Genomic DNA, 15,295 nt, shown 5'->3' with positions numbered 1-15,295 from the left:
TCGGTATGGCCAGTGCTATTACTAGACTTACCTATGATTTCTGTTCATAAAGAAAAATTAAGAGAACATTGGAAAAAATTGCATCCGGACTTTCAGATACTTACAGATGATTAGGGTAATCTGAAACCAAACTAAAATTTCTCAAACAAGTTCATCACGTCATTTTCCGTCAGTTTCGCTTCGCCTTCATGATCTGTACTTAGAATAGAGTGTGCCAGTTCTGCTTTATTTTGCTGTAAGGCAAGAATTTTTTCTTCTATGCTTTTATTAGTAATCAGCTTATAGACAAATACCGGCTTGTCCTGTCCAATCCGCCATGCACGATCTGAAGCTTGATCTTCAGCAGCAGGGTTCCACCATGGATCATAGTGAATGACCGTATCTGCGGCAGTTAGATTCAAACCGACCCCTCCTGCTTTCAGACTGATTAAAAATACCGGCACTTGTCCAGACTGAAACGCTGTAATGACTTCATCTCGCTTTTTGGTCTTTCCAGTCAGCTTCACATAGCCAATTTCTGCGTGATGGAACTGTTGTTCAATCAGTTCCAACATTGAGGTAAACTGAGAGAAGATAAGAATTTTTCGCCCCTCTTCCACCATTGGAACGACCATATCCATCAACTGTTCAAGTTTGGCAGAATGCGCCTGCCCAATTTTCACTGAATCCAGCTTTAGTAAGCTAGGATGGCAGCACACCTGACGTAGCTTCAGTAAGGCATCTAAAATTTGAATTTGACTACGTTTAAAGCCTTTTTCTGCCACAATTTTCTGAATGCTTGCCTGCATCGTGGCACGAACAGCCTCATATAACTTGGATTGCTGGTCATTCATATCAATATTGACTTCAATCGTGGTTTTTTCTGGCAACTCTTTGGCTACGTCAGTTTTCAAGCGACGTAAAATGAAGGGCTTAATCCGGTTGACCAACTTTTGTCTTAACTGCTCATCACCGCGCTTTTCAATCGGATGACGGTACTTTTTATTAAAAATTTCTTGTGAATATAAAAATCCTGGCATCAGGAAATAAAATAGTGCCCACAGCTCACCCAAATGATTTTCCATAGGTGTACCGGTTAGACATAGACGATGTCGCGCTGTTAATTGCCGTACTACCTGTGCAGCTTTGGCGCGCGGATTTTTGATATTCTGCGCCTCATCCAAAATGAGTTGATGATATTCATATTGCTTTAGTTGCTCTTCATCTCTCGCCAGAAGCGGATAGGTGGTTAACACAATATCATAGTGCGGAATCTGCTCAAAATACTGATGGCGATCGGGCCCCTGTAGCAGCAATACCTTGAGCTCTGGGGTAAATTTCTCCGCTTCTTTGAACCAGTTATGCATCAGCGATGTGGGTGCAACAATTAAGGCGGGACTATCCTGCAAATATCCAGCCTGCTTTTCCATGAGTAAATGGGCTAAAGTTTGTGCTGTTTTCCCCAAGCCCATATCATCTGCCAGAATCCCGCCATGCTGGGTTTCCCTTAAAAACTGTAACCAGCCTAAGCCCTGCTGCTGGTATAGACGCAACTCCCCCTGAAAACCTTGTGGTGTCGGCAGTTGTTGCTGATAGCCTTGTTTGAATTTATGTACAAATTTCTGCAGGCGATCACTGACCTGCCATGTCATCCCAAGATTATGCTGCAATTCTAATAATTGACTCGCATCATAGCGATCAATACTGCGCTCTTCTTGCTGTAAAATGCTCTGCAGATGCAATAATACCGGCTTAATATCCCTAGCGGATAGCGCCAAATCAGGTTGATCAACTGCAGTTTTCACGGTGAAAATTTGACTGTCATGCAGATGAATAAAAGTCCGCGGATCAAGTAAATCAGGATTTACTCGCACCAAAGCTACGAGCGCATCAAGTAAATTATAAGAATTGCCTGCACTGTCTTGAACCGTCGCCCCGATATTGAACCAGTCCTGCTGGCCTTCAGATTCAGTGATAGAAATATTTAAATTTTCAACATATTGCAGGTTAAAGGGGCTGTTTTCCAGATGCTCTATCTGCCAGCCCATCAACTCAATTTGATTGATGGGCATCAGCTGTTTGATCCAGTCTCCATAGAAAGCAAAAACCATAGAATCGAGACGTTGTTTATCCAGTTTTAATTGCTGGTCATAACTAAGATCTTTCACCCACTTCAGTGATTCGACCAATAGCTGTAAACGCTGGATTGACTGTTGTTCCTGAACTAAGTCCCGAAGCTGTCGCACCATTTTGTCATGCTGCTCACCAATGAAACTGTCACCTGATGTACCTGCTTTAATTCGCCCGCCTGCATAGGAGAATTCAATTTCAGCACAAACAGATTCTTCCCATTTCCAATCAAATTTATCTAAAACACCGAAGCGTAAAATTGGCTGGGGACTACCCTCAAGGACATCAATATGCTGAATAGACTCGGGCTGAGGCAGATTTTTCACGTCTGAATATTGATGAGTCAGTTTCTCAAACTCTGGCAAGAGCATAGATGGAAGATCAGGCATCTGTAAAAAATGGTACAGAAGATTTGCCGTATATTCACCATATAACTGGCCCACCGTGTTCTGTTGAATATCCACATAACACGGTGGCTGGCTAGCGAGAATTTGGATATGTGGATTTGATTTTAAATCGAGTCGAATATCACCATTGACCAATTCAATATTTAAATGCTCTGTCTGTTTGTTTACACCTTGTTGCCAGATCAGTTCGATGTGATAGCCTTGTTCTGACCATTGAAGTGCAGTATGGCTCTTTTTTTGCCAGTACACATCGCCACTTTGAATAAAAGATTTGAAATGCTCCAATAAAATTCCAGAGATATCAAGATTGCTTTGATAAAAACGTTCGTCACTGTTTATTTTGGCATAATAATAAATCTGGTTAAATAATTGTCGTTTTTGTTCAGGTAAAGTCAGATGCTTTCTGGTGATATTTTCATATTGGGTATAATAACTTTCCCCCGCAATTGAGCCGTTTTTATTGCGTCTGGCCTTCTGAACATCAACTGTCAATTTCTTTAAGCTGACAGACTGATCTAACAGGTAAATTAAATAATTGTTTGTTTTGACAGATTGCTCTGGTTCAGTCTGTTGTAAATACCGTTTAAAATCATTCAACCAGCGCTGTGCCTGATCATCCCCCCGTAGGCGTTTTGTGATTCCCTGCGGGGATTGAGAGTCAGCATAACGCTGCTGAAATTCCTGGCGATATTCCTGAAAGAATAACCGCGCTAAAGCAGCAGCATGTTTACAGTTATATCCAACTGGACAAGTGCAGTCGTCATCGATTAAACGGTCTTTTTGGGGATTATAGGTAATTGCAGTATCGTAATAATCTGTCCCTTCAATTTGGGCATACATCGTAACCCCGTCTTTTTCCTCAAAGAACTCAATCGTTTCCCTATCAATGCGTTTAGCATAGCTCAGACTGCGCTGAAGAGTTGCTGTACTAAAGCGAGATAGAAAATTGATCAATGAGGACATAATTACCAGACACTAAAAATGTTTATACAATTATAACGGACAAAGGTATCATTTCAGAATAGTAGCCGAACGGCCCAACCTGAGCATAACTTGGATTCACTCAAAAGGAATATTGTAAATAAAGACTACTTTTTGCATAAACATTCAAAGCCAAACCTCAATATGTCTACATCATCACAGCATGCATTTCCCACACATATTGACTGCGCATCAATTGCTTTAATTGTTTAAGGTCTTGATATTTTTCCAGTATCTCTTGCGCTCGAGCTAATTTTTGTTGAACATGTCGATAGTCTTGCTCATATTTTCGATACAAATCCTGCACTTTAATTTTACGGTTAGAATATAAAAACTGACTCCAATTAAAAGAGTAAATAATGTCATCCACTTGCATTTGCAAAGTTTCTAACTGTTCTTCTAAAAGCAGGTTATACGCTTTTAATTGTTGATTGGCGAAAGACAAATTATGCTGCTGACCCAACTGAATTTGCAAATTTAACAATGTCAATAAATCATTGGCTTCATAAGCCTGATTGGCTTGCTGCATCAATACGGTTTTTTCTTGTTTTTTCTGCTCATCTTGCTCACGATCTGGGTGAATCCACGCTGTAATTTTTAAGTAAATCGCTTTAATGGACTGATTTGCTAGTTTCTTGGCTTCTTCACGCTGTTGCTGTTTTTTTGCTGCTTTGGCTTTTTCACGGGCAATTTGCTGTTCGGCAAAAGCTTTTTGCGCACTACTCAACTGACTTAAAAAATCCAGCTCCTCTTGTTCTTGCATTTTTTGTTCAAATTTTTTTATAAAGTCATCTAAATCTAATGGATCATGCTGAAAATCAAAAAAATCTAAATCTAGGTCATATTCTTCACAAAGAAAATGCTTCAAACTTTCTAGCTTGAGCTGTGCCAAGCGCTCTTGTTCAGACTCATCATGTTCAAAACTATTTTGTTCACATTGTTCAACATTTTCGTCTTCTGACTCTGTTGCTGTTTTAGCTTCAGATCTTAAATCCACATCATCTGTGTCTAGCAATTCAATATGATGCCCATAACTGTTCAGCAATTCTGTTAAAAACTGAACTTGTTCGGTAGACATCTGCTGCGAATCCAAAAGTTGTAAACTGAGTTGCTCAATTTTTTGATCCAGCTTAGTTTGCTGGGCTGCCGTCACTTTTTGTTGTTTTTGCTGAAGCAATTGTTGAATTTGCTGAAATATAACTTCACGCAATTGCGCATAAGTCGGTAAAATTTCACGGCTGGCACGTGCCTGAATATCGGCTTGTGCGGTCTGCCATTCATTCAAACGTAGCTGTTCCTGCTCAATTTTTTGGCATAATTTCTGAAATTTTTTCTGTGGCGCAGAAAGTTTCTGCACTGGCTCTAAAGTACTTTTCTGTAATTCCATCTTCAATCATATCGAACACATAAGTCTGAGCCGTATTTTAACCAACTTCTTACTCATTAAAAACATCTTTGCCCATCACCACATCTTTTCTCATCCATAGTCTTTGACCTGAAACATCTTCAAGCAATTGATCTTCCATTCTATACAGCACATTACACACAGTTCGATTATCATAGGCAGCAATACGATTTTTCCAAATATTTAGGACAATACATGAGCACATTAACCTGTTTTAAAGCCTATGACATTCGCGGAAAATTGGGCACAGAACTCAATGAAGACATCGCCTATAAAATTGGTCGTGCTTACGGACAAATTTACCAACCTAAAACCGTTGTAATTGGCTGCGATATTCGCCTTAGCAGCGAAGGCTTAAAGCAGGCCACCATTCGTGGTTTAAATGATGCAGGGGTCAATGTGCTCGACTTGGGAATGACAGGCACAGAAGAAGTCTATTTCGCAGCCTTTCATTTAGACGTGCAAGGTGGCATTGAAGTAACTGCCAGCCATAACCCCATGGACTACAACGGCATGAAACTGGTACGTGAAAATGCACGTCCGATTAGTGCCGATACCGGCCTAAAAGACATTCAGGCTTTGGCAGAATCGGGCGAATTTACCCCAGTTGAGCACAAAGGTAGCACTCAAAGCTACAATATTTTGCCTCAATTTATTGAACATTTAATGACGTATATCGAGCCTACCAAAATTCGCCCAATGAAACTGGTCATGAATGCAGGCAATGGCGCTGCAGGACATGTGGTCGATGCAATTGAGCAAAAATTCAAAGCTCTGAATATCCCTGTTGAGTTTGTCAAAATTCACAATGATGCCGATGGCACCTTCCCCAATGGTATCCCGAATCCAATTTTAGTGGAAAACCGTGACAGTACCCGCAATGCCGTATTAGAGTATCAAGCCGACATGGGCATTGCGTGGGATGGTGACTTTGATCGCTGTTTCTTGTTCGATGAAAAAGGCCAGTTTATTGAAGGCTATTATATTGTCGGCTTATTGGCACAGGCATTTTTACTCAAACAAGCAGGCGAGAAAATCGTACATGACCCACGTTTAGTCTGGAATACCTTTGATGTGGTCGCTCAATATCAGGGTGAAGCGATTCAATCTAAATCTGGGCATGCCTTTATTAAAGATGTAATGCGTGAACACAATGCTGTTTACGGCGGTGAAATGAGTGCACACCACTATTTTCGTGATTTTGCCTATTGTGACAGCGGCATGATTCCTTGGTTATTGGTGCTTTCTGTGTTGTCTGAAACAGGAGAATCGCTATCGAGTCTGGTCGAAGAAATGATTGCCAAATTCCCATGTTCGGGGGAAATTAACTTTAAAGTGGCCGATACTCAAGCCACCATCCAAAAAATCTTTGAGCATTATGCTAGCCAAAACCCAGCAATTGACCAAACCGATGGCGTGAGTCTTGACTTTGGTACATGGCGTTTTAATGTGCGTGCGTCAAATACCGAACCTTTATTGCGCTTAAATATTGAAAGCCGTCGTGATCAAAACCCACGCCCCATGCAGGACTATGTGGATGAGTTGACGCAACTCATTCAAGCTTAATCTGAAAAATCAAAGCAATATAAAAATGGGAGTAATTAACTATAACTAAAAATATAGACAAATATTTGCATAAGTTCTTATTTTGTCTATGTCGATTCAGTAGTGGCAAGGTGGGTATTTATTAGAGATTTAAATGATTATCTTTTGTATTTTAGGTGAGTGTCTTGGTATATTAGCATCCATATCTATTGATTATCCAATCCCTTAACCTAGGCATGACTTTGTGAAATTAACACGCATTCATCACTGTAAAAACTTGAATGTGCAAAAGTACAAACAGCTTGAGAAACAAGCTGTTTTACTTGGTCGTATTCGTAGCGAGGTGTGGGCTAAATATGGTGCTATTTCAGGTTTGAATATCAGTGACAGAGCTATTCGTGATGCGTGGATGAAAGAAAGTCGTGACTTTGGTGTTTCTGCAAATGCGTGGAAAGAAACGCTACGTGATTGCATAGGTGATATTAAAGCCTATCGAGAAGCATCAAAAGACAAAGTAAAGCAGGCGATCCGAAAACGCACCTCCTGTAATAATGAACAAAAAAGACTATACACCTTGCTTAAAAAAGATGAATGGATGACTGATAATTTCCTCCATCGTCAAATGCGTAATCACTTTAAGCATGGTGTTAATCACACACATAATCAAATTATTGTTCGTGCGGATATGTGTAAAACCTTTGAGTTAAATGGTCAATGTTGGCTTAAAGTACCAAGCCTAATCCCTCGACAAACCATTAAAATCCCATTAAATACGACTGTTGATTTTGCACCGCAAGGCACATTAAGAATTATTCTAAAAAATGGCAATATTGAAGTTCATTCAACCTATGATGCAGTTGAAACACAAGATTGTGGTCAGGAAACAGTAGGTGTTGATAAAGGGTACTCAGAAGCTTTTGTGGACTCTGATGGCGATGTATATGGGAGTGGTCTAGGCAAGCTGATCTCAAGTGAATCAGATTATTTAAATCAAAAGTACAAGCACAGAAACAAGCTCAGAGCGATTGCTAAAGCTAAACCACACAAGAAACAGAAAATTGAGTTAAATAATCTAGGTCGAAAAAAACTAGATAAGCGACAAGATACTCAAAAAGCAAAGCTCAAAACATTAATATTTACAGCAACTCACAAGTTGGTTGATAAAGCCAAAGTGATTGTTGCGGAAGATTTAACATCCCCAATTCAAAGTAAACGCAACTATGGCAAAAACACCAATAGACGCTTAAATACATGGGCTAAAGGTTTGTTAGCTAATGCCCTAACTTCTATATCTCACCGTAGAGGTTCTACGGTGCATCTAGTCAATTCTGCATATACTTCGCAAAGTGATTCTTTCTTGCATGGCCTTTTAATAGGTACACGTAAGGGAGATCGTTTTCACCGTTTCAATGGGGAAGTTGTGCAAGCTGATTGGAATGCTGCGAGAAACGTGCTTGCAAGATTAAACGACAATGAGATAAGTCGTTATACGCCTTACAAAACTGTAAAGCGTATATTGCAAGAACGGACTGACCGCTACAAGTCGGAACTGACCGACTCAGGCTCTAGTTACACGCTTGGCAACAAGACATTAACAGAGTGCGAATTAGTCCTTGAGTATGTTTGAATACATTTTAAGGAACAGTCAAAACTGACTCCCATTTTTATGCTCTAAACCTTGTGGCTGAGTGTATAGCTAGAATCATTCATCTTGACGATAACCATTCGGATTCTGCTTTTGCCAGTTCCAACTATCGGCCAACATATCTTCTAAGCCATATTGTGGAGTCCAGCCCAATTCTTGCACGGCGCGGCTATTATCTGCAAAAGAGGTTGCCACATCGCCTTCACGACGTGGTGCAAACTCAAATTGAATCTGCACACCATTGACCTGTTCAAAAGTATTCTTCACTTGCAGCACCGAAATTCCATTGCCCGTACCAATATTCCAAGCACGGCAACCCTGAGCAGTCAAACGGTTATTCAGGGCACATAAATGCGCATTGGCCAAATCGACCACATGAATATAATCGCGCACACCAGTACCATCGGGCGTGGCATAATCCTGCCCAAAAATCGACAGTTTTTCACGACGCCCTACCGCCACTTGTGTCACATAAGGCATCAAATTATTTGGAATACCTTGTGGGTCTTCGCCAATGCAACCACTTTTATGTGCCCCCACAGGGTTAAAATAACGCAATAGCGCAATCGACCAACGTGCATCGGCAAGGGCTGCTTTTTGTAAAAGCTGTTCCACAATCAGTTTGGTATAGCCATAGTTATTGCTTGGCATGCCCGTTGGCATCTCTTCATGTAACGGCGAAATATTGGCTTCGTCATATACTGTAGCCGATGAACTAAACACTAGTTTAAACACATGCGCGCGTTGCATCGCCTGCATCAAGCTAATTGAACCCGCAATATTGTTATCAAAATAGCTCAGTGGAATTTGTTGGCTTTCTCCCACTGCTTTGAGTCCTGCAAAATGAATCACTGCATCAATTTGATGTGCAGCAAACACAGCATCCAAAGCAGCAGCATCACGAATATCACCCTGAATAAACTGCAAGGTTTTGCCCGTCAGTTGCTGCACCCGCGCCAATGATTCTGCCGAGCTATTGGATAAATTATCCAGCACCACCACGCTGTGCCCTGCATTCAGCAACTCGACACAGGTATGTGAACCAATATAGCCGGCACCGCCTGTTACTAAAATATTAGCCATCTATTTTTCCTAATAAAATTTTTAATAAACCTTGAGTCGATGCATCGAGTGCCGATAAGTCCTGTTGCTGCCCATTTAAAATAGGCAAGAGCTGATTGGCAATTTCTTTGCCTTTTTCTACACCCCATTGGTCAAAAGGATTAATATTCCACAGCACCGATTGCACAAAGACTTTATGTTCATATAGAGCAATCAACATGCCCAAGCTATACGGATTGAGTTCTTGCAATAAAATACTGCTACTTGGCTGATTACCACTGTACTGCTTATATGCCGCTAAGCCATCTAATTCCTGCTGATCTAAAGCCTGATTGCCAAAGGCCAAAAGCCGCGACTGTGCCAAGCAGTTGGACAAGGCCAAATGGTGCTGCTCCACCAAAGCCTCAGCATTTTCCGCATAGGTAAATTGATTGGCATTATAACGCTGCACAGGGGCAATAAAATCACAACTGACCGCATGCGTCCCTTGATGCAACAATTGATAGAACGCATGCTGTGCATTCGGCCCGACCTCACCCCAAACAATCGGGCAAGTATCGACGCTCACCGCCTCGCCATTACGTTGAATCGACTTGCCATTCGATTCCATTTCTAATTGCTGTAAATACGAAGCAAAGTATTTTAAACGTCCATCATAAGGCAAGACCGCATGAGTCTGAATATTCAGGAAATTATTATTCCACACCCCCAGCAAGCCCATCAGCACTGGGATGTTCTGATCAAATGCAGCCGTTTGAAAATGCTGATCAACCGCATGTGCACCTGCCAAAAACCGCTGAAAACCCGCAACGCCAATGGTCAGGGCAATCGGTAAGCCAATACACGACCATAACGAATAACGACCACCCACCCAATCCCAAAGCAAGAGCTGATTTTCAGGACAAATGCCCCACGCGGTCATTTTATCTGCTTTGGTGGATACCCCAATAAAGTGATGTTTCAGAATTTGCGCGTGTGTGCCCAAAGCCTTTTCTAGCCATTGTTTCACAGTCTGCGCATTGGATAAGGTATCAATGGTGCCAAAAGACTTGGACGAAATAATAAATAAAGTGGTTTCAGGACGCAGACGATGCAGCAATTCAGATAGCTGGCTGCCATCCATGGTGGACACAAAATGTACATTCAGTGGTTTTTCAGTTGCCACTTTAAAATCAGATAAGGCTTGAGTCACCATCAACGGGCCTAAATCTGAGCCACCCACACCAATATTGACCACATCCTGAATCACTTCACCCGTGGCACCACGGTATTGGCCTGCATGGATTTTTTCAACCAAGGCATACATACGCTCAAGCTGGGTATGCACTTGCTCAGTCAATGCAGCGTAAGCATCGGTCTGATCGGAAGCACTTGCTGCTGGGCTGATCGCAGGCAAACGCAAGGCCCAATGCATCGCATCGCGCTGTTCGGTATAGTTGATTTTCTCTGAGCCAGTTGCTGTTGAAAATAAACGTTGAATCCACTCAGCAAGCTGACTCTGCTGTGCAAACTGAACCAGGGTCTGCAACACCTTGGCATCAATCCGATGCTTGCTATAGTCAAACAGCACACTGTCCAAAGCCACCGAGAAACGCTGAAAACGCTGCGGATCTTGAGCAAACAGCTGATTTAAATGCAGCTGCTGAAACTGTTGTTGTAATTGTTGTAACTGCGACAAAGCATTATCATTTGGGGAGATCGAGCTTTGCGTCTGTGGCATTGTGCTACGAATCATTAGCGACCAACTCCCATATAAGCAAAACCTTGTGCCTTCACAAATTCAGGATCATAAATATTGCGACCATCCAAAATCAGCGGATGCTGCATCTGCTGCAACAAAGTTGGATAATCCAAACTCCAATATTGTTTCCACGCGGTCAGCACACATAATGCCGATGCACCTTCGACGGCTTGATATTGGTCTGTACATAAAATTAGATCATCGCGCTGACCATACTGTGCCACAATTTCAGGCAAGGCTTGTGGGTCATGCAATTTGACCGTCACACCCTGCGCCCACAACGCAGGCAACATCACATGAATGGGGGAATGTTGCACCCGTGCGGTATTTTCTTTAAAGGCTGCGCCCCAAATGGCCACAGTTTTGCCGTTTAAATCGCCCTGATAATAATTCCATAGCTTTCTAAACAAGAGTTCTTTTTGTTGTTCGTTAATGTCCCAGACCTGCGCCAACAGCTGACTTTTCACCCCTGTGGTGGAGACGGTACTGGCCAAAGTCTGAATATCATGACTAAAGTTTTCACCACCAAACCCCGCACCAGGATACATATACGATGCACCAATACGGCTATCTGCCGCCATGCCTTGACGTACATGTTCAATATCAATCCCGAGTTTTTCTGCCACCACTGCCAAGTCATTGATATAACTGATACGGGTTGCCAACATGCCGGAAATACTCAGTTTGGTAAATTCGGCATCCAACACGGGCATAAACAGATATTGCTGCGCACGTGGAAATAAGGGGCGGAGTAATTCTTTGAGTTTGACTTGCGCACGTTCATTTTCACAACCCACCGTGAGTTGCTGTGCGCGGGTCATACTTTGAATGGCATTGCCCTCTTGAATCATGTCGGGCAAATACATCCAGTCATCTTGTGGCAAGATTTTTTGCAGGCGCTGTGTGCCATTTAAGCCCAAAGTCGAGGCATTGATCATCAGTTTAGGATGAATAATCGGACGTTGTTGCAACTGCCCCAAAACGGTTAAGGCGTGAGCTTCTTCAGTCGGGTTCAAACTGAGTAGATACACATCCACATCTAAAGGCAATGCAGCAAAATCACAATAGTGTAAAAAGCCCTTGCTGCATTGTTGTTCTAATAACAGACTCAAGGCTTGATCTTGAAAGCTCAGATGTTGCTGTTCCAATGGATGGGCAGCATCCTGAAAGATATCGCACCAATAGACTTGATGCCCACATTCTGCCAAGAGTGCAGACATCACGCCTGCATAGAGGGTTTTACCAAAGACTGCGACTTTCAAAATGTGTTCCTGTGTATTGGCTGATGCTGTTTATTTCACGTGGGTTCCTCCCTGAGCAAGAGTTTAAGCACTGCTTTAAATTCTTGCGTAAGAAGGGAGGCTAGGAGAGATTTTCTAATCTTCCCCCCCTTAATCACCTTTATGACTCAATCTTTAACTCTTGAATCAAGGCTTTAAAATCATCGCCTAATTTTGGATGATCGAGTCCATAATGCAACACTGCTTTTAAGTAACCCAACTTGCTGCCACAGTCAAAAGTCTGACCTTGCATACGGTAAGCTTCCACCACGCTGTTTTGTTGCAACATGGCAATCGCATCGGTCAATTGAATTTCATTACCTGCCCCTTTAGGGGTGTTTTCGAGCAAAGTCATAATTTCTGCAGGTAAGACATAACGCCCCACCACCGATAAATTAGAAGGTGCCGTGCCTACTGCGGGTTTTTCGACAATGCCCTGCATCACGGTACTTTCGCCTTCAGCAGGTGCTGCAGCTACATCGACAATACCATATTGATCGACCAAATGAACTGGCACTGCCTCGACCATAATCTGTGCAGCGTTGCTTTGCTCAAAACGCTGAATCATACGCGACAAGTCATTTTGTGCAGCATCATCCTTTACCAAAACATCGGGTAACAGTACCGCAAAAGCGTCATTGCCTACTACAGATTTGGCACATAGCACCGCATGCCCTAAGCCTAAAGGTTGTGGCTGACGTACACTCACGACACTGACATGGGCAGGTAAAATTTCGGTAATTTCTTGGAGCAAATCCAGTTTTTGTTTTAGTTCCAAAGTGGTTTCTAACTCAAAGTTACGGTCAAAGTAATTTTCAATGGAGGCTTTAGAGGAATGGGTCACCAAAATAATTTGCTCAATCCCTGCTGCAACTGCCTCGCGCACTACATATTCAATCGCAGGACGATCGACCACAGTCACCATTTCTTTTGGAATAGATTTACTGGCAGGTAAAAAGCGGGTGCCTAAACCTGCAACGGGTAAAATGGCTTTTTTAATCATTTCAGATACCTAATTTCACACAAATTTTTTAGTTAAATTTTACTCATCAGCAAGTTGAACTGACTTACTTCAACTTAGTTTTTGAAATTTAGTTCACCTTAATTTCTGTCCCACGGACATAACCATCCACATAGTGTTCAAGCTGTGCTAAAGCCCAGTCAATATCACTTTGAATTGCAGTTAAGTCATGCATACGCTCGAACACCATCAGCAATTCATCCAACGGATACATTTTTTCATAAGAACGTAAAATACGACTGTGCTGGGTCACTTCGGTATTATCGGCATCAATCAACAATTCTTCATAAAGTTTTTCGCCTGGGCGTAAGCCTGAATATTGAATTTCAATATCACCTTCCTGACTGCCTGTTTCCCGCACTTTTAAACCACTCAGTGCAATCATTTGACGGGCCAAGTCCTGAATGCGTACAGGTTCACCCATATCCAGCAGAAATACATCGCCCCCCTGACCTAAAGCACCCGCCTGAATCACCAATTGCGAGGCTTCTGGAATGGTCATAAAGTAACGGGTGACTTCAGGATGAGTCACGGTAATGGGCCCACCTTTGGCAATTTGCTGTTTAAACAACGGCACCACCGAACCCGATGATCCCAAAACATTCCCAAAACGGACAATGCTAATTTGGGTCTGATCTTGCGCTTCTGCCATCGCCTGACAATACAATTCTGCCATACGTTTAGACGCCCCCATGACATTGGTTGGACGCACGGCTTTATCAGTAGAAATGAGTACAAAGGTTTCTACCCCTGTTTTGACCGCTGCATTTAAGCTAAATGCCGTACCAATCGCGTTGTTTTTCAAACCTGCCAAAGGGTTACATTCTACCAAGGGTACGTGTTTGTAAGCAGCCGCATGGTACACAGTTTGAACCCTATACTGTTCCATCACTCGCTCTAGTTTGGCCTGATCGAGCACTGAACCTAAAATCGGGATAATCGTGACATCGCTATTTAAGCGTAATTCTTTGTCAATGCTGTACAACGCAAATTCGGTCAGTTCATAAATCACCAAGGCTTTGGGTTTATTTTTGACAATTTGGCGACACAGTTCAGAACCAATGGAACCACCCGCGCCTGTGACCAAGACCATTTTGTCTTGAATATTTTTAGCCAACAGTTCGGGTACTGGCGGCACAGGGTCACGCCCGAGCAAGTCAATAATATCAACTTCCTGAATATCCGATACGCGAATTTCACCATCGACCAGTTTGGTCAGTCCTGGAATTTCGGTAATTTTAATATGTGCAGGTTCTAAAAATGTGACGATCTCGCTTTTACGCATGCGTCCGACAGAAGGCAACGCAATCAAAATTTCATCAATATGCTTTTTCGGCATGACTTTTAATGCTGTTTCTGCATCATAGACTTTTAAACGGCCCAACTGTTGCCCAGTGAGTGACGGATTATCATCAATAAACAACACGGGTAAGTGTTCATCTGAACGATATAAAGCCGCTGCAATTTGCTGCCCTGCATTGCCCGCGCCATAAATCGCGATGCGTTTTTTTTGTATATCGGCCTGTAAATAAGAACGCACGATAAATCGAATAAAGCCACGGCTAAACCAAACCCATGCGAACATGAGAAATCCGAACATGAGCGGAATAGAGGTAGGGATAAAGGCATCGGTAAAGTAAGCCAGCGCATACAACCCTGCCACAGTCAATGAAGTGCCCAACCCTAATTTGACCATAAACAGTTCGCTGTAGGTACGCACAATAAAGCGATATACTCCAAAAATAAACAGCGATACAACGGCAATTACACTTGCCCATACCGAACCAAAAGCCAAGTTGGGCACCACTTCTGCGCCTAGGTCAAACTGGCGAATGGCATAACATAGCCACAGCAAGACAGGAAATACACAAAAGTCCAGCACCATTAAAAATGCAAGTTTGACTAAGCGGGGGGATTCAACAGCAGGTTCGATAATGGATTTCACGGAATAAAGCTTCTCAATTTTTTACTGAGGATCGATTGGATAAGACATCTTAAAACAAGCCTCAGTTCACACTATTTTTATAAAAGTAAGATATATGACTTTGCAATATTTTACTCTATTTTCGATTTAAAGATTAGATGAGTCTATCGCGCTG

General features: G+C 42.3%; 9 protein-coding genes. 2 read left to right on the top strand and 7 right to left on the bottom strand.

Going from position 1 to position 15,295, the window contains the following annotated elements:
- Positions 1-131: 131 nt before the first annotated feature.
- On the bottom strand, positions 132-3,479 hold the full coding sequence (locus K1T76_RS00345) for a DEAD/DEAH box helicase (RefSeq protein WP_230243707.1): 3,348 nt from the start codon (positions 3,477-3,479) through the stop codon (positions 132-134).
- A 166-nt stretch (positions 3,480-3,645) separates the two neighbouring features.
- A complete protein-coding gene (locus K1T76_RS00340) occupies positions 3,646-4,884 on the bottom strand; it encodes a hypothetical protein (protein WP_180005903.1) in 1,239 nt (412 codons plus the stop codon).
- A 213-nt stretch (positions 4,885-5,097) separates the two neighbouring features.
- Here K1T76_RS00340 and K1T76_RS00335 point away from each other — a divergent pair, with 213 nt between their 5' ends.
- Both K1T76_RS00335 and K1T76_RS00330 read left to right on the top strand, forming a co-directional pair.
- Positions 5,098-6,468, top strand: a complete 1,371-nt coding sequence (locus K1T76_RS00335; RefSeq protein ID WP_230243706.1) for a phosphomannomutase CpsG — start codon at positions 5,098-5,100, stop codon at positions 6,466-6,468.
- Positions 6,469-6,691: 223 nt separating this feature from the next.
- Positions 6,692-8,074, top strand: coding sequence for an IS200/IS605 family accessory protein TnpB-related protein (locus tag K1T76_RS00330; RefSeq protein ID WP_230243705.1), 1,383 nt, complete (start codon positions 6,692-6,694; stop codon positions 8,072-8,074).
- 75 nt (positions 8,075-8,149) lie between these two features.
- Here K1T76_RS00330 and galE read toward each other — a convergent pair whose 3' ends face one another.
- The 5 genes from galE to K1T76_RS00305 form a co-directional block, all read right to left on the bottom strand.
- Positions 8,150-9,175: a UDP-glucose 4-epimerase GalE gene (gene galE, locus K1T76_RS00325; RefSeq protein ID WP_230243704.1), complete on the bottom strand. Its 1,026-nt coding sequence runs from the start codon at positions 9,173-9,175 to the stop codon at positions 8,150-8,152.
- Entirely contained in the window at positions 9,168-10,889 is a 1,722-nt protein-coding gene (pgi, locus tag K1T76_RS00320; protein WP_442780662.1) for a glucose-6-phosphate isomerase, read from the bottom strand. Before pgi ends, galE begins: the two co-directional genes overlap by 8 nt.
- On the bottom strand, positions 10,889-12,157 hold the full coding sequence (locus K1T76_RS00315; RefSeq protein WP_230243703.1) for a nucleotide sugar dehydrogenase: 1,269 nt from the start codon (positions 12,155-12,157) through the stop codon (positions 10,889-10,891). Before K1T76_RS00315 ends, pgi begins: the two co-directional genes overlap by 1 nt.
- 139 nt (positions 12,158-12,296) lie before the next feature.
- Entirely contained in the window at positions 12,297-13,178 is an 882-nt protein-coding gene (gene galU, locus K1T76_RS00310) for a UTP--glucose-1-phosphate uridylyltransferase GalU (RefSeq protein WP_230243702.1), read from the bottom strand.
- A gap of 88 nt (positions 13,179-13,266) precedes the next feature.
- Positions 13,267-15,141: a polysaccharide biosynthesis protein gene (locus tag K1T76_RS00305; protein ID WP_230243701.1), complete on the bottom strand. Its 1,875-nt coding sequence runs from the start codon at positions 15,139-15,141 to the stop codon at positions 13,267-13,269.
- Positions 15,142-15,295: the final 154 nt, after the last annotated feature.

The sequence above is a fragment of the Acinetobacter sp. PW68 genome, from assembly GCF_020982655.1.
GTDB classification, from domain to species: domain Bacteria; phylum Pseudomonadota; class Gammaproteobacteria; order Pseudomonadales; family Moraxellaceae; genus Acinetobacter; species Acinetobacter towneri_A.
This window is presented reverse-complemented; position numbering and strand designations above follow the sequence as displayed.

What these genes read in the sequence shown, in the direction of transcription:
- pgi (WP_442780662.1), bottom strand. Translation starts at nt 10,889, where the DNA reads ATGATTCGTAGCACAATGCCACAGACGCAAAGCTCGATCTCCCCAAAT.
- K1T76_RS00345 (WP_230243707.1), bottom strand. Translation starts at nt 3,479, where the DNA reads ATGTCCTCATTGATCAATTTTCTATCTCGCTTTAGTACAGCAACTCTT.
- K1T76_RS00335 (WP_230243706.1), top strand. Translation starts at nt 5,098, where the DNA reads ATGAGCACATTAACCTGTTTTAAAGCCTATGACATTCGCGGAAAATTG.
- K1T76_RS00340 (WP_180005903.1), bottom strand. Translation starts at nt 4,884, where the DNA reads ATGGAATTACAGAAAAGTACTTTAGAGCCAGTGCAGAAACTTTCTGCG.
- galE (WP_230243704.1), bottom strand. Translation starts at nt 9,175, where the DNA reads ATGGCTAATATTTTAGTAACAGGCGGTGCCGGCTATATTGGTTCACAT.
- galU (WP_230243702.1), bottom strand. Translation starts at nt 13,178, where the DNA reads ATGATTAAAAAAGCCATTTTACCCGTTGCAGGTTTAGGCACCCGCTTT.